This is a genomic window from Streptococcus sp. V919 (genome assembly GCF_054353475.1).
The window spans coordinates 159,597-175,098 of sequence record NZ_JBTHHY010000002.1 but is presented as its reverse complement, the minus strand read 5'-3'; the positions used below and the strand labels follow the sequence as shown (position 1 = coordinate 175,098).

The 15,502-nt window shown below is 40.3% G+C and carries 13 protein-coding genes; 12 read left to right on the top strand and 1 reads right to left on the bottom strand.

Features of this window, described 5'->3' with window-relative positions; translation table 11 throughout:
• Positions 1 to 89: 89 nt before the first annotated feature.
• The 12 genes from ACXYSK_RS06950 (at position 90) to ACXYSK_RS06895 (ending at position 13,944) form a co-directional block, all read left to right on the top strand.
• Entirely contained in the window at positions 90 to 1,130 is a 1,041-nt protein-coding gene (locus tag ACXYSK_RS06950) for an ABC transporter substrate-binding protein (protein WP_458625518.1), read from the top strand.
• Positions 1,131 to 1,291: 161 nt separating this feature from the next.
• Positions 1,292 to 2,338: an ABC transporter substrate-binding protein gene (locus ACXYSK_RS06945; RefSeq protein ID WP_458625517.1), complete on the top strand. Its 1,047-nt coding sequence runs from the start codon at positions 1,292 to 1,294 to the stop codon at positions 2,336 to 2,338.
• Between the two features lie 12 nt (positions 2,339 to 2,350).
• The gene (locus tag ACXYSK_RS06940) at positions 2,351 to 3,442 is read left to right on the top strand and encodes an ABC transporter ATP-binding protein (protein WP_458625516.1); all 1,092 of its coding nucleotides are present in this window, start codon (positions 2,351 to 2,353) and stop codon (positions 3,440 to 3,442) included.
• Positions 3,432 to 5,090: an ABC transporter permease gene (locus ACXYSK_RS06935; protein WP_458625515.1), complete on the top strand. Its 1,659-nt coding sequence runs from the start codon at positions 3,432 to 3,434 to the stop codon at positions 5,088 to 5,090. The genes ACXYSK_RS06940 and ACXYSK_RS06935 overlap by 11 nt, the downstream gene beginning before the upstream one ends.
• 145 nt (positions 5,091 to 5,235) lie before the next feature.
• On the top strand, positions 5,236 to 6,252 hold the full coding sequence (locus ACXYSK_RS06930) for an NAD(P)H-dependent glycerol-3-phosphate dehydrogenase (RefSeq protein WP_458625514.1): 1,017 nt from the start codon (positions 5,236 to 5,238) through the stop codon (positions 6,250 to 6,252).
• A gap of 21 nt (positions 6,253 to 6,273) precedes the next feature.
• Positions 6,274 to 7,173 (top strand): UTP--glucose-1-phosphate uridylyltransferase GalU, encoded by a 900-nt coding sequence (gene galU, locus ACXYSK_RS06925; RefSeq protein WP_006151351.1) that lies wholly within the window; start codon positions 6,274 to 6,276, stop codon positions 7,171 to 7,173.
• 124 nt (positions 7,174 to 7,297) lie between these two features.
• Entirely contained in the window at positions 7,298 to 9,814 is a 2,517-nt protein-coding gene (gene pbp1b, locus ACXYSK_RS06920; RefSeq protein ID WP_458625513.1) for a penicillin-binding protein PBP1B, read from the top strand.
• Positions 9,815 to 9,856: 42 nt separating this feature from the next.
• Positions 9,857 to 10,789: a DMT family transporter gene (locus tag ACXYSK_RS06915; protein WP_458625512.1), complete on the top strand. Its 933-nt coding sequence runs from the start codon at positions 9,857 to 9,859 to the stop codon at positions 10,787 to 10,789.
• Between the two features lie 63 nt (positions 10,790 to 10,852).
• Entirely contained in the window at positions 10,853 to 11,551 is a 699-nt protein-coding gene (dapD, locus tag ACXYSK_RS06910; RefSeq protein ID WP_235083502.1) for a 2,3,4,5-tetrahydropyridine-2,6-dicarboxylate N-acetyltransferase, read from the top strand.
• Between the two features lie 61 nt (positions 11,552 to 11,612).
• Positions 11,613 to 12,743 (top strand): N-acetyldiaminopimelate deacetylase, encoded by a 1,131-nt coding sequence (locus ACXYSK_RS06905; protein ID WP_458625511.1) that lies wholly within the window; start codon positions 11,613 to 11,615, stop codon positions 12,741 to 12,743.
• Positions 12,744 to 12,746: 3 nt separating this feature from the next.
• Complete coding sequence (locus ACXYSK_RS06900) at positions 12,747 to 13,286, top strand: 5-formyltetrahydrofolate cyclo-ligase (RefSeq protein ID WP_458625510.1); 540 nt, start codon at positions 12,747 to 12,749, stop codon at positions 13,284 to 13,286.
• Positions 13,270 to 13,944, top strand: a complete 675-nt coding sequence (locus ACXYSK_RS06895) for a rhomboid family intramembrane serine protease (RefSeq protein WP_458625509.1) — start codon at positions 13,270 to 13,272, stop codon at positions 13,942 to 13,944. Before ACXYSK_RS06900 ends, ACXYSK_RS06895 begins: the two co-directional genes overlap by 17 nt.
• A 76-nt stretch (positions 13,945 to 14,020) precedes the next feature.
• Here the strand turns inward: ACXYSK_RS06895 and ACXYSK_RS06890 are convergent, their stop codons facing one another.
• Positions 14,021 to 15,400, bottom strand: a complete 1,380-nt coding sequence (locus ACXYSK_RS06890; RefSeq protein WP_458625508.1) for a glycoside hydrolase family 1 protein — start codon at positions 15,398 to 15,400, stop codon at positions 14,021 to 14,023.
• Positions 15,401 to 15,502 lie beyond the last annotated feature (102 nt).

Below are 15,502 nucleotides of genomic sequence, written 5' to 3'. Positions count from 1 at the left end.
AAGGTTTTTATTATATCCTGTAGAACTCTGCAAATTATAAATATTAAGCAAGTAGTAGAGTAAAAATGTTCGTAAAAAAGGAAATACTTATGAAAAAAATACTATTCTTTCTCTCTTGTAGCTGGATATTCCTTTCTTTGTCAGGATGTTCTTCACCTATAGAAGCGGAAACTAGCGCTGAAAAAGATTCAGATAACACTTTGGTTGTCTACTCGCCTAACCCTGAAGACCTTATCGAAGAAACAATCCCAGCCTTCGAAGAAAAATATGGTATTAAGGTTGATTTAGTACAAGCCAGCACTGGTGAATTGTTTAAAAAAGCTGAGTCAGAAAAAGAAGCTCCTGTAGCGGATGTCATTTTCGGAGGCTCCTACGCCCTCTTCTCTTCTAACGAAAATCTTTTTGAACCTTATATTTCTCAAGAGAACGACCAGATAATCCCTGAATATCAAAATAAAACTGGATTCTACACTCCTTATACACTTGATGTCAGTGTCATCATTGCCAATTCATCTCTTACAAAAGGTATTAAAATTGAAGGCTACAATGATCTACTCAATCCTAAATTAAAAGGAAAAATCGCTACTGCTGATCCAAGTAATGCTTCTAGCGCCTTTGCACAACTAACAAACATGCTTGTAGACCAAGGTGGATACGAAAATGAACAAGCTTGGACCTATGTGAAAAATCTATTTACCCTAGTAGATGGAAAAATTGCATCTAGCTCTTCGAATGTTTACAAAGCTGTCGCCGATGGAGAAATGGCTGTAGGACTCACCTATGAAGATCCTGCCTTAAAACTCTTAAATGATGGGGCTGATGTAAAAGTCATTTATCCAAAAGAAGGAACCGTCTTTTTACCTGGTAACGCGGCTATCGTCAAAAACGCCAAACATATGGAAAACGCTAAGAAATTTATCGATTTCCTCCTTTCTCAAGAAATCCAAGATAAGCTAGGAACTGAAACAACCATCAGACCCATTCGTAAAAATGCTAGAACCAATAAAAATATGAAGTCTATGACAGAAATCAATATTGCCACTGAAGATTCCGATTATGTCATTAAAAACAAATCCGCTATTCTTAAAAAGTACAATGACATTTTTACAGATATCCAATCTAAAAAATAAAATTTGACTTACCAGTGATTAACTGTCAAACCCTGCTATAAAATCAAAAAGATTACTTCCGTTTTTGTAGAGAATTTTACCCTATTAGGATAGAATTCTGAGTTTTAAAAACGCTTACATTTTTTTACAATAGTATTATCAAAACTTTGGAGGTATCCATCATGAAAAAGAAATGGATGTATTTTGCTGCTTGTGGACTTGCTATTTTAGGGCTGACTGCCTGCTCTTCTGACGATGCTTCAGGAGATAAAGCAACTGAAAATGGAGGAAGCGATACTCTTGTAGTCTATTCACCAAACTCAGAGGGCTTGATTGGAGCAACTATTCCTGCCTTTGAAGAAAAATATGGCATTAAAGTTGAACTCATTCAAGCAGGAACTGGTGAACTCTTTAAAAAATTGGAATCTGAAAAAGAAGCACCTGTTGCAGATGTCATCTTTGGTGGTTCTTATACTCAATATGCTACTCACGGAGAGCTATTTGAAAATTACGTATCTCCAGAAAATGAGAATGTTATCAAAGAATATCAAAATACAACTGGTTACTCAACCCCTTATACTTTGGACGGTAGCGTTTTGATTGTAAACCCTGATTTGACAAAGGGTATGAATATTGAAGGATATAGTGACCTCATCAAACCAGAACTTAAAGGAAAAATCGCAACTGCAGACCCTGCTAACTCTTCTAGTGCCTTTGCTCAACTCACAAATATGTTGCAAGCACAAGGTGGTTATACAGATGAAAAGGCTTGGACTTATGTCAAAGATCTCTTTACCTTGATTGATGGTAAAATCGGTTCAAGTTCATCTGGTGTTTATAAGGCAGTGGCAGATGGAGAAATGGCTGTTGGTCTTTCATATGAAGATCCTGCAGTTAAACTTCTAAATGACGGTGCTAACATTAAAGTTGTTTATCCAAAAGAAGGAACTGTTTTCTTACCAGCAAGTGCTGCTATTATCAAAAACGCAAAAAATAAAGAAAACGCTAAGAAATTTATCGATTTCATCATTTCACAAGAAGTCCAAGACACCCTTGGTACAACAACTACTAATCGTCCAGTTCGTAAAAATGCTAAAACTAGCGAAAATATGAAACCAATCGAACAAATTAAAACACTAACTGAAGACTATGACTATGTCATCAAAAACAAATCAGACATTGTTAAGAAATACAACGAAATCTTTACAGATATCCAATCTAAACAATAATAGGGGTTGACCATGAGCGAGATTAAAATTATTAATGCTAAGAAAATTTACAATGATGTACCCGTTATCGAAAATTTAAATGTTACAATTCCTAAGGGGAGCCTTTTCACTCTCCTTGGGCCTTCAGGATGCGGGAAAACAACTTTGCTTCGTATGATTGCTGGATTCAACAGTATCGAAGGAGGAGAATTCTACTTTGATGATACCAAAATTAATAACATGGAACCTAGCAAACGAAATATTGGGATGGTTTTCCAAAACTATGCGATTTTCCCACATTTGACAGTGCGTGATAACGTAGCATTCGGACTCAAGCAAAAGAAAGTTCCGAAAGACGAACTCATCAAACAAACAAATAAATACCTTGAGTTGATGCAGATTGCCCAGTACGCTGATCGTAAACCAGATAAACTTAGTGGTGGTCAACAACAACGTGTTGCTCTAGCACGTGCCTTAGCTGTTAATCCAAGCGTTCTCCTCATGGATGAGCCCCTCAGTAACCTAGATGCCAAACTTCGTCTAGATATGCGTCAAGCCATTCGCGAAATCCAACACGAAGTTGGCATTACAACTGTCTATGTAACTCACGACCAAGAAGAAGCTATGGCCATTTCTGACCAAATCGCGGTTATGAAAGATGGTGTTATTCAACAAATTGGTCGTCCAAAAGAGCTATACCACAAGCCCGAGAACGAATTTGTCGCAACCTTTATCGGTAGAACAAACATAATCCCTGCTCGTTTAGAAAAGCAAGCTGATGGAGCTTACATCGTATTCGAAGACGGCTACTCTCTTCGTATGCCAGATCTTGACCAAGTTGAAGAACAAAATATTCGTGTCAGCATTCGTCCCGAAGAATTTATCCGTGATGAAAATGGCACAATCGATGGAACAATTACCGACAGCGTTTACCTTGGCTTGAATACTGAATACTTCATTGAAACAGGATTTGCTCCAAAACTTCAAGTGAGTGAAGAATCTACATTCGAAGAAGATTTAGAAAAAGGAAATCATGTTCGTTTACGTATCAATACTCAGAAACTCAATGTCTTCTCTGAAGATGGTTCTCGGAATCTCATAAAAGGAGTCAGCCATGGAGCGTAAAAAACTTAATATCTGGACTGCATCTTCCTTCTTCATTTTCCTTACATACTTAGTTTTCTTAGTCTACCCAATCGTGACTGTATTAAAACAAGCGTTGATACATGAAGGTAGTTTCTCTTTAGAAAATTTTGTAACATTCTTTAGCAAATCTTATTATTCTGAGACACTCATTAATAGTTTTAAGGTTTCTGTAACTGCCACAATCACTTCTGTCGTTGTTGGTACCTTGCTAGCTTATCTTTTTTCAATGTATGACTTCAAGGGAAAGAAATTTTTACAAATTTTGATTATCATCGCATCCATGTCAGCTCCCTTTGTAGGTGCCTATTCTTGGATTCTACTTCTTGGTAGAAACGGAGTTATCACAAAATTTCTAACCAACACACTACATTTGCCAGGCTTTGATATCTACGGCTTTAAAGGTATTGTACTTGTCTTTACACTCCAACTTTTCCCTCTCGTCTTCCTTTATGTAGCTGGAACTATGAAGAGTATTGACAATTCCCTCTTGGAAGCTGCGGAAAGCATGGGATCTTTTGGCTTTAAACGTATTGTAAAAGTCATTTTACCTCTTTTGGTCCCAACTTTATTAGCAGCAGCCCTACTGGTATTTATGAGAGCTTTCTCTGACTTTGGTACTCCAATGTTGATTGGAGAGGGATACCGTACCTTCCCAGTGTTAATCTACACACAGTTCATTAGTGAAGTTGGAGGCAACTCAGCATTCGCATCTGCCTTAGCAATCATGGCTATTACAATTGCACTGGCTATCTTCCTCATCCAAAAGTACATTTCAAATCGTTATAGCTTCAGTATGAACTCGCTTCATCCAATCGAACCTAAGAAAACGACAAAAGGAAAGATGGCTGCTATTTATGTGACTGTTTATGGCATTATCTTATTCTCTGTATTACCTCAAGTTTACTTGATTTATACATCATTCCTTAAGACATCCGGTATGGTATTTGTTAAAGGATACTCATTAAATAGTTATAAGACAGCCTTTAACCGTATGGGGTCTGCTATTTTCAATACTATTCGAATCCCTCTACTTGCCTTGGTTCTTGTTGTTGTCTTTGCGACCTTCATCTCATACCTTGCAGTTCGTAAACGTAACCTATTTACCAATCTAATCGATAGTCTTAGTATGGTACCTTATATCGTGCCAGGAACCGTTCTCGGTATTGCCTTTATCTCTTCATTTAATACAGGTATTTTCGGAAGTGGCTTCCTTATGATTACCGGAACAGCCTTTATCCTAATTATGTCCTTATCTGTAAGAAGACTCCCATATACTATTCGATCTTCAGTAGCTAGCTTGCAACAGATTTCTCCGAGCATTGAAGAAGCTGCAGAAAGTTTAGGAAGTAGTCGTCTCAATACCTTTACTAAAATCACTACCCCAATGATGCTTTCAGGTATCATCTCAGGTGCAATCCTATCATGGGTAACAATGATTTCGGAACTTTCTACTTCGATTCTCTTGTACAATGTTAAAACTAGAACAATGACCGTAGCTATCTATACTGAAGTACTTCGTGGAAATTATGGCGTGGCAGCTGCTTTGTCAACTATCCTCACTGTCTTGACAGTTACTTCATTGTTACTATTTATGAAGATTTCTAAAAACAACAGTATTACACTCTAGTTTTTCTCCTAAAAACAGTCAAATTTCTTATTGGCTGTTTTTTATTTATACTCTCTATAAGTTAATTCTTAATAAATAATATTAATGCAAGTTAGTCCTTTTTATGGTAGAATATAGGAAAGTGCTTTCTCAGAAGGAGGAAAATATGAACAAACAAACCATCGCTGTCTTAGGTCCTGGTTCTTGGGGTACTGCCTTGTCACAAGTCCTCAATGACAACGGACACCAAGTACGTATCTGGGGAAATATTCCTGAACAAATTGATGAAATCAATACACAACATACTAACACACGTTATTTTAAAGAAGCTGTATTAGACGAAAAAATTGTTGCCTATCATGATTTGGCAGAAACCTTGAAGGGTGTTGATGCTATCTTGTTTGTGGTACCAACCAAGGTAACCAGATTGGTAGCTCAGCAAGTCGCTGCTGTTTTGGATCATAAAGTGGTTGTTATGCATGCCTCCAAAGGGCTTGAACCAGATAGCCACAAACGTCTCTCTACTGTTTTGGAAGAAGAAATTCCTGCTGAATTAAGAAGTGATATTGTCGTCGTCTCTGGACCTAGCCATGCTGAGGAAACCATTGTCCGTGACATTACCTTGATTACAGCAGCTTCAAAAAATCTGCAAACAGCACAGTATGTTCAATCACTCTTTAGCAACAACTACTTCCGTCTATATACAAATACGGATGTTATTGGAGTTGAAACAGCTGGAGCTCTAAAAAATATCATCGCTGTTGGGGCAGGGGCTCTCCACGGTCTTGGTTTTGGAGATAACGCAAAAGCTGCGATTATCACGCGAGGTCTTGCAGAAATTACACGTCTAGGTGTTCAACTTGGAGCAAATCCACTTACCTATAGCGGTCTCTCAGGAGTTGGGGATTTGATTGTTACAGGAACATCTGTCCATTCACGTAACTGGCGAGCAGGTGATGCTCTTGGGCGTGGCGAAGCCTTGGCAGATATCGAAGCCAATATGGGAATGGTCATCGAAGGAATTTCAACAACCAAAGCTGCTTACGAGTTGGCACAAGAACTTGACGTTTACATGCCTATCACCCAAGCTATTTATCAAGTTATTTATGAAAATGTTAATATTAAGGATGCCGTTGCTGAACTTATGAGCAATGAGTTCAAATCGGAAAACGAGTGGTCATAATCACCGTTAGGAAGGAAGCTCATGAAGCAAAAAGTTAGAAAAGCCGTTATCCCTGCTGCAGGACTTGGAACTCGTTTCCTACCCGCAACCAAAGCCTTGGCCAAAGAAATGTTGCCAATCGTGGATAAACCAACCATCCAGTTTATCGTTGAAGAAGCTCTCAAGTCTGGAATTGAGGATATTCTTGTTGTAACAGGGAAGTCAAAACGCTCCATCGAAGATCATTTTGACTCAAACTTTGAGTTGGAATTCAACCTTAAGGAAAAAGGAAAAACTGATCTTTTGAAATTAGTTGATGAAACAACTGGTATGCGTCTTCACTTCATTCGTCAAACCCACCCACGTGGTCTCGGAGATGCCGTTTTACAAGCCAAAGCTTTCGTCGGGAACGAACCTTTTGTGGTCATGCTTGGGGATGACCTCATGGATATCACTGATGACAAAGCTGTTCCATTGACCAAGCAACTCATGAATGATTATGAGAAGACTCATGCTTCTACTATCGCTGTGATGCCTGTACCACACGATGAAGTTTCTTCATACGGTGTCATCGCTCCTCAAGGTGAAGGAAAAGATGGACTTTACAGCGTTGAAACCTTCGTTGAAAAACCAGCTCCTGAAGATGCACCAAGTGATTTAGCAATCATCGGTCGTTACCTACTCACACCTGAAATTTTCGGTATTCTTGAAAAGCAAAAACCAGGTGCCGGAAATGAAATCCAACTAACAGACGCTATCGATACACTTAACAAAACTCAACGTGTATTTGCTCGTGAGTTTAAAGGCTCTCGTTACGATGTCGGAGACAAATTTGGATTTATGAAGACATCTATCGAATACGCCCTGAAACATCCTCAAGTCAAAGAGCACTTGAAAGACTACTTGATTGATCTTGGAAAAGAACTTTCAGAAGATAAATAATTGATGAAACCAGGTTCAAAATGTTCCTGGTTTTTTTGCTGCCTAAACACCTCCAAATCTTGTCTAAGCCTAATTTCTTGCAATAGATGCTTTTATGGTATAATAATAAGAAGTGAGGAAAGAAATGAAGAATAAATTGTTAGAACTTAAAGAAAAAGGACTGGCTTTCCTTCAGTCTCTAAAAACAAAACTAAAAAATATAGATTTGACCAAAATTGGTCCTAAAACTTCTAAGGAGAAAACACAAACAAAGACCAATATCTGGACAATCTTTGCTAATATCTTATTGGGAATCAAGGCAACCTTTAATACCCTTTTTATCATCGCCTTTCTTGGTGGACTTTTGGGCACTGGGGTTGTTTTCGGTTATGCGGTTTCTCTATTTGACAAAGTAACCGTTCCTCAGACGGAGGATCTGATCAAACAGGTGAATGATATTTCATCCATCTCTGAGATTTACTATGCTGACGGATCCATGATCGGTGCTATTGAGAGCGATCTTCTGCGAACATCTGTTGCGTCGGACGCTATTTCAGACAATCTCAAGCAGGCTATCGTTGCAACAGAGGATGAACATTTTGCAGAACACAATGGTGTCGTTCCTAAAGCTGTTATTCGTGCTAGTCTAGGAAACTTTATCGGTCTTGGTTCTTCGAGCGGTGGATCTACTCTGACACAACAGCTCATCAAACAACAAGTTGTTGGTGATGCCCCTACACTCGCTCGTAAAGCTAGTGAAATTGTGGATGCCTTGGCTTTAGAGCGAGCAATGAGCAAGGATGAAATCTTGACAACTTATCTCAACGTTGCTCCATTTGGCCGTAACAATAAAGGTCAAAATATTGCAGGGGCTCAACAAGCAGCCAAAGGTATTTTTGGGGTTGATGCAAATCAGCTAACAATCCCTCAAGCAGCCTTTATAGCAGGATTACCACAAAGTCCTATCTCTTACTCCCCTTATGAAGCGACTGGTGAGATGAAGAGTGAAGAGGATATGGAACTCGGAATCAAGCGTTCCAAAGATGTTCTCTACAATATGTATAGAACTGGAGTGCTCAGTCAGGAAGACTACGAAACCTATATAGCATATGACATTAAGCAAGACTTCTTGCCAGCAGAAAGTGTAAACCTAACAGCTAAGGGTTATCTTTACTTCACTGCACTTGATGAAGCGACTAATGTCATGTATGATTATCTGGTCAAAAAAGATAACGTTTCCGAACAAGAGCTTAAGAACGAATCTATTCAAAGATCTTATCGTGAATTGGCTGAAAAAGAAATTCAAAATGGTGGTTACCGTATCACTACTACAATCGATAAAACGATCCATAATGCAATGCAAAATGCAATGGCAAACTATAGCTACCTTCTAAATGATAGTAGTGGTCAACCTGAAGTCGGAAATGTCTTAATGGATAATAAAACAGGAGCCATCATAGGATTTGTAGGAGGACGAGATTACCAAAGCAATCAAAATAATCACGCCTTTGACACAAAGCGATCTCCGGCTTCGACTACCAAACCTATCTTAGCCTATGGTATTGCTATTGACCAAGGCTTGATGGGAAGTGCTAGCATCCTATCAAACTATCCAACGAACTTTGCCAACGGAACTCCGATCATGCACGTCAACAGTCCGGGAACAGCTATGATAAACCTAAAGGAAGCTCTCAATTATTCCTGGAATATCCCGGCCTACTGGACTTATCGTATGCTTCGTGAAAAAGGAGTTGATGTCCGCTCCTATATGGAAAAAATGGGGTATGAAATCCCAGAATACGGTATTGAAAGTCTTCCTATGGGAGGAGGAATTGAAGTTACTGTAGCTCAACATACAAACGGATACCAAACCTTGGCCAACAATGGTGTTTACCATAAAAAATACATGATTTCGAAAATCGAAAAAAGCAGTGGAGAAGTTATCTATGAACATAAAGACGAACCTGTTCAAGTCTACTCAAAAGCTACTGCAACCATTATGCAAAGTCTACTAAGAGATGTACTTTCATCCCGGATAACTACAAGTTTCCAAAGCGATCTTTATAGCATAAATTCCAGTCTAGCAGGTGCTGATTGGATTGGGAAAACTGGTACAACTAACGAGGAAGGTGATATGTGGCTCATGCTTTCAACGCCTCGATTGACTCTTGGTGGTTGGATTGGTCATGATGATAACAGTCCGTTAGCCAAAGGCGCATATTATCGTAATGCTAAGTATATGGCCCACCTCGTAAACGCTATTCAACAAGCTTCTCCTTCTGCTTGGGGAACTGAGCGTTTCAGCCTTGATTCAAGTGTAACATCTTCTCAAGTCCTTAAGTCTACTGGACAGAAGCCTGGTAAGGTCACTATCAACGGCAAAGAGATTGACGTTACTGGAGAAATGGTAACAAGTTACTGGGCTAACCAAGCTGGTGCTCCGACTACTACCTACCGATTTGCTATTGGTGGAAGTGACTCTGATTACCAAAAAGCTTGGAATACGATTGTTGGAAATTTAATAAAACAAGACAACAAAGATAAAGATAAAGATAAAGACAAGGATAAGGATAAGGATAAAGATAAGGATAAGGATAAAGATAAGGATAAGGATAAAGATAAAAATAATAACAGCTCTTCTTCGAATAGGTCCCAACGCTAACATACCTATTATCAAGAGTATGTCACCTAACTCGACTTTTATATGAATCACTATCAAAAAAATATTTTCAAGGGAACCATATATTCCCTCCTTTCCGGATTAATATGGGGTATTTGTGGCATTTTAGGAGAATTCTTCTTTACGCATTATCCAGTCTCCTCTGGTTGGATTACTTCTATGCGACTAAGTCTTGCAGGTGGTTTCGTACTCATCTTGTCCGGCTTTAAGTTCCGTTCACAGTTATTCGACCTTTGGAGAAACCGCAACAATTATCTACCTTTTCTGGCTTATGCTATCTTAGGAATTTTCTCTGTTCAGTATTTCTTCTATCTCTGTGTAGAATACTCTAATGCAACAACGGCAACTATCCTACAATTTATAAGTCCTGTTTTCATTCTCATATACAACCGTCTTATCTACAAGAAAAAAGCTTCTAAAAAAGCAATTTTCTATGTTTTGACTGCTATGCTCGGAGTCTTTCTGATGGCTACTAAAGGCGATCTGTCTAAACTATCCATCACTCCCCTCGCATTGCTGACAGGGCTTCTCAGTGCTCTGGGAGTTATGTTTAATGTTATCTTGCCCCAGCCATTTGCTAAAAAATACGGTTTTGTGCCAACTGTTGGTTGGGGAATGTTGCTGGCTGGACTCTTTAGTAATTTTCTCTATCCTGTTTATAGAATTAGCTTTCAGCTTGATTGGGTGAGTATCTTGATTTGTTTGACCATTGCCTTTTTGGGAACAGCCTTTGCTTTCTTCCTATCCATGAAAGCTGTCTCGCTCGTTTCTCCTTTGGTGGTGTCAGTCGTCAGTGCAAGCGAACCTTTGTCATCAGCTATTCTAAGTGTTCTATTTCTAGGTCTGGTCCTAGATGGGTATCTTCTTCTGGCTATGATCTTGATTATTATTCCCATGATCTTCTTATCCATTGAAGAATCAAAAGATAAACTGAAAGAATCCTCTTTTAACACTTAAGGCTTCAAAATTGAAGCCTTTTTTGGTAGAATAGTAAGCATTACAAAGAGTGAGGAGACACCTATGACTGCTACAAAAATGAATGCACAAGAAATTATCCAATTTATCGCTAATGCTGAAAAAAAGACAAGTGTAAAAGTGACCTTTGAAGGGCAACTTGATGGAGCCATCCCTGCTTCTGTTATCAAGCTTGGGAATGTTCTTTTTGGAGACTGGAAAGATATCGCTCCACTTCTTGAAGGACTTACAGAAAACAAGGACTATGTTGTTGAACAAGACGCCCGCAATTCAGCTGTACCTCTCCTTGATAAACGTGATATCAATGCTCGTATCGAGCCAGGCGCTATCATCCGTGACCAAGTTGAGATTGGTGACAACGCTGTTATCATGATGGGAGCTGTTATCAATATCGGTGCAGAAATCGGTGCTGGCACTATGATTGATATGGGAGCTATTTTAGGTGGACGTGCTATTGTCGGTAAAAATAGTCACGTAGGTGCAGGTGCTGTTCTTGCAGGTGTCATCGAGCCAGCTAGTGCTGAGCCTGTCCGTGTCGGTGACAATGTTCTCATCGGTGCTAACGCTGTAGTTATCGAAGGTGTTCAGATTGGTAGTGGTTCTGTTGTCGCTGCAGGTGCCATCGTTACTCAAGATGTTCCAGAAAATGTTGTGGTAGCAGGCGTTCCAGCTCGTGTTATCAAAGAAATCGATAGCAAAACCCAACAAAAAACAGCGCTAGAAGATGCGCTTCGCACCTTGTAAATAGTAACAGAGGCGGAAACTTTTCCAGCCTCTTTATCATATTAGTAAAAGGAAAATAGATATGTTAGATTTGATTCAGACTCGACGCGATCTTCACCAAATTCCTGAGATTGGTTTAGAAGAATTCAAGACTCACGCTTATTTACTCAATGTCATTGAGAAATTAACAGCTGACAAGGATTTTGTTCAGATTCGTACCTGGCGAACTGGTATTTTAGTTTACTTACAAGGAAGTCAGCCAGAACGTACCATCGGTTGGCGGACAGACATTGATGGCCTCCCAATTGTTGAACAAACAGGCCTTCCTTTTGCCTCTCAACATCCAGACCGCATGCATGCTTGTGGGCATGATTTTCATATGACCATTGCACTTGGAAGTCTCGAACGTGCTTTAGAAAAACAACCAAAAAACAACCTCCTCTTTCTCTTTCAACCTGCGGAAGAAAATGAGGCAGGCGGTATGCTCATGTATGAAGATGATGCCTTTGGTGACTGGTTGCCTGACCAATTCTATGGACTTCATGTTCGTCCAGACTTAAAAGTTGGACAGATTGCGACCAATACCCATACACTCTTTGCGGGCACTTGCGAAGTCAAGATTCGCTTTAATGGTAAAGGTGGTCACGCTGCTTTTCCACATGAAGCCAACGATGCTCTGGTTGCAGCTAGCTATTTTGTGACCCAAGTTCAGTCGGTTGTCAGCCGTAACGTCGATCCTATCGAGGGAGCTGTCGTCACTTTTGGTGTTTTTCAAGCTGGGACAACCAACAATGTCATCGCTGATACAGCCTTCCTGCATGGAACCATTCGAGCTCTTACACACAATATGAGTCTCTTGGTTCAAAAACGTGTCAAAGCTATCGCTGAAGGTGTAGCAGCTGCTTTTGATATTGATGTAGAGATTGGACTCAAGCAGGGAGGTTATTTGCCAGTCGAAAACAACCCTGAATTAGCCCGGGAGTTGATGACTTTCTTTGATGAAAAAGAGGGCATTGAACTAATCGATATCGAACCTGCCATGACAGGGGAAGACTTCGGTTACCTTCTCTCCAAGGTTCCTGGGGTCATGTTCTGGCTAGGTATTGATAGTCCCTATGCTCTTCACCATCCAAAGATGAGTCCTAAGGAAGAAGCTCTAGCTATCGGTGTTGACGCTGTATCAAGCTTTTTAGCCAAGAAAGCTGCGGAGTAAACTATGAAAAAAGCCCTACGCAAACAGGTCTTGCAAGGACTTAAGTCTCTATCCAAAGAAGAAAAGCAGAGCATGAACGCTTGGCTCACAGAGCAGCTCCTTCAACATCCATTCTATAAGGAATCAAAAAACATCGCCACTTATCTGTCTTTTCCCCATGAATTTCAGACAGCTGAACTCATCGAACAAGCTCAAAAAGATGGAAAGACTATCCTCATTCCCAAAACTTATCCACATGGGAAAATGGACTTTGTTCTATATGAACCAGAGAAACTCGAAAGAAATTCTTTTGGACTTCTTGAACCACAGGGGAAAACTATTGTCTTTGAGCCGTCTCAGATTGACTTGATCCATGTTCCTGGATTAGCTTTCAATACTTCTGGTTATCGGGTTGGTTACGGTGGTGGCTATTACGATCGCTACTTAGAGCATTTCTCGGGCCATACCATTAGTACGCTTTATCCATGCCAGATTCAGGATTTCCAACCGGATCACTACGATATACCAATTGAGGAGGTACTCATCTATGAAAGAGATTTTTGATCGTCGTTATCCCACCACGAGCTTCTTTCTCCTCGTGACAACCCTGGTTTTTGTACTCATGTTTCTAACCAGTGGTTTCAATTACACAAGCGCAGCCACCTTGTATAAATTCGGAGCTGTTTATCCCCCAGCAATCAAGGCCATGCCTGAACAAATCTGGCGCTTATTCTCGGCCACCTTTGTCCATATTGGCTTGCAGCACTTTTTTGTTAATATGCTGTCCCTCTACTTTTTGGGACGTCAGATGGAGCAGATCTTTGGCTCCAAACAGTTTTTCTTTATCTACCTTCTATCAGGTATGATGGGGAATCTCTTTGTCCTCGTTTTTAGCCCTAATGCTATTACCGCGGGTGCTTCAACTGCCCTCTACGGGATGTTCGCTTCTATTGTCGTTCTTCGTTATGCTTCACGCAATCCCTATCTCCAACAGCTCGGGCAATCCTACCTCTCCCTCTTAGTTATCAACCTAGTAGGTAGCGTTTTAATGCCAGGAATCAGCCTTGCCGGACACGTAGGTGGGGCTATCGGTGGCGCATTACTAGCTATCGTCTTCCCAGTTCGAGGCGAACGAAAGATTTACAGTCCAGGCCAACGTGGTCTAGCAACCCTAGCCTTTATTGCTCTGTCAGCCTTGTTGCTTTTTATCGGATTACTTTAAGACAAATAAAAACCATTGGAAACTCTCTCAGAGAGCTTTATTTCCAATGGTTTTTTGAATTTATTTGAAAAGTTACTTAAAACCCATTATTGTCACTGAGCTCTTTGAACCAGTGTCCTGATTTTTTCAAGCGGCGCTCTTGCGTTTCAAGGTTAAGCTCGACCAAACCATAGCGATTTTTGTAACTATTGAGCCATGACCAGCAATCGATAAAGGTCCAGATCAAGTAGCCTTTACAGTTGGCACCGTCTTCGATAGCGCGATGCAGTTCACGAAGGTGACCTTTGACAAAGTCGATACGGTAGTCATCCTGGATCATGCCATTTTCACGGAATTTATCTTCACCTTCAACACCCATACCGTTTTCAGTTAACATCCACTCAATATTCCCATAGTTTTCCTTGATGTTTTGGGCAATGTCATAAATTCCTTGCTCATAGATTTCCCAACCGCGGTGCGGATTAATCTTACGACCTGGCATCACGTAAGGTTCATAGAAATGTTCTGGTAAGAGTGGACTATCAGGGTGCTTAGCAAAACGTGGCGCCATAACACGCAAAGGCTGATAATAGTTGACTCCTAGGAAGTCAACGGTGTTCTCACGAATGAGTTCCAACTCTTCGACTGTGTATTCTGGTAACAAGTCATGCTCAGACAAAATTTCCACTAACTCTTCTGGATATGTTCCTAAAACAGACGGATCTAGGAAAGATTGTGCCTGGAAGAGATCTGCAATACGAGCAGCTTTCACGTCAGCAGGATGTTGGCTACGTGGATAGGCTGGTGTCAAGTTGAGGACAATCCCAATCTTAGAGCCTGGTAAGACTTCATGACAAGCCTTAACTGCAAGAGTGCTCGCCAGTTGTGTATGATAGGCAACCTTAACCGCTGCTTTGGCATCCACCTTATGTGGATAATGGGCATCATAAAAATAGCCAAACTCAACAGGAACGATAGGCTCATTGAAGGTAATCCATTGGTCCACAAGGTCACCGTAGGTCTCAAAACAGAAACGAGCATAGTCTTCATAAGCCTTAATAGTTGCTTTATTTTCCCAACCATCCCCATCTTCTTGAAGGGCGAAAGGCAAGTCAAAGTGATAGAGATTGACTAAAAGACGAATTCCCTTAGCCTTGATGGCTTCAAATACCTGACGGTAGAAAGCCACCCCTTGAGGATTGACTTCTCCACGCCCTTGTGGGAAAATACGAGACCACTGGATAGAGGTTCGAAAAGCTGTATGTCCTGTTTCTAACAAAAGTTCGATATCTTTTTCCCAGTTTTCATAGAAGGTCGATGTCTTATCAGGTCCAATGCCATTGTAGTAACGGTTTGGCTCTACTTGGTACCAATAATCCCAGAGATTATCTCCCTTGCCGTCACCAGATACTCGTCCTTCTGTCTGTGGTCCAGAAGTTGAGGAACCCCAGACAAAATCCTTTGGAAATTTTAGCATAGTACTACCTCTTTTTACGCTTTTAATGTTTACTTTCTCTCATTATAAAGAAAAAACAAGGCAAAAACTAGTTACATTTTTGTCTTGTTTTTCTTCTGATTA

Coding starts and splice junctions, on each gene's coding strand:
- ACXYSK_RS06950 (WP_458625518.1), top strand. CDS start 90: ATGAAAAAAATACTATTCTTTCTCTCTTGTAGCTGGATATTCCTTTCT.
- ACXYSK_RS06945 (WP_458625517.1), top strand. CDS start 1,292: ATGAAAAAGAAATGGATGTATTTTGCTGCTTGTGGACTTGCTATTTTA.
- ACXYSK_RS06940 (WP_458625516.1), top strand. CDS start 2,351: ATGAGCGAGATTAAAATTATTAATGCTAAGAAAATTTACAATGATGTA.
- ACXYSK_RS06935 (WP_458625515.1), top strand. CDS start 3,432: ATGGAGCGTAAAAAACTTAATATCTGGACTGCATCTTCCTTCTTCATT.
- ACXYSK_RS06930 (WP_458625514.1), top strand. CDS start 5,236: ATGAACAAACAAACCATCGCTGTCTTAGGTCCTGGTTCTTGGGGTACT.
- galU (WP_006151351.1), top strand. CDS start 6,274: ATGAAGCAAAAAGTTAGAAAAGCCGTTATCCCTGCTGCAGGACTTGGA.
- pbp1b (WP_458625513.1), top strand. CDS start 7,298: ATGAAGAATAAATTGTTAGAACTTAAAGAAAAAGGACTGGCTTTCCTT.
- ACXYSK_RS06915 (WP_458625512.1), top strand. CDS start 9,857: ATGAATCACTATCAAAAAAATATTTTCAAGGGAACCATATATTCCCTC.
- dapD (WP_235083502.1), top strand. CDS start 10,853: ATGACTGCTACAAAAATGAATGCACAAGAAATTATCCAATTTATCGCT.
- ACXYSK_RS06905 (WP_458625511.1), top strand. CDS start 11,613: ATGTTAGATTTGATTCAGACTCGACGCGATCTTCACCAAATTCCTGAG.
- ACXYSK_RS06900 (WP_458625510.1), top strand. CDS start 12,747: ATGAAAAAAGCCCTACGCAAACAGGTCTTGCAAGGACTTAAGTCTCTA.
- ACXYSK_RS06895 (WP_458625509.1), top strand. CDS start 13,270: ATGAAAGAGATTTTTGATCGTCGTTATCCCACCACGAGCTTCTTTCTC.
- ACXYSK_RS06890 (WP_458625508.1), bottom strand. CDS start 15,400: ATGCTAAAATTTCCAAAGGATTTTGTCTGGGGTTCCTCAACTTCTGGA.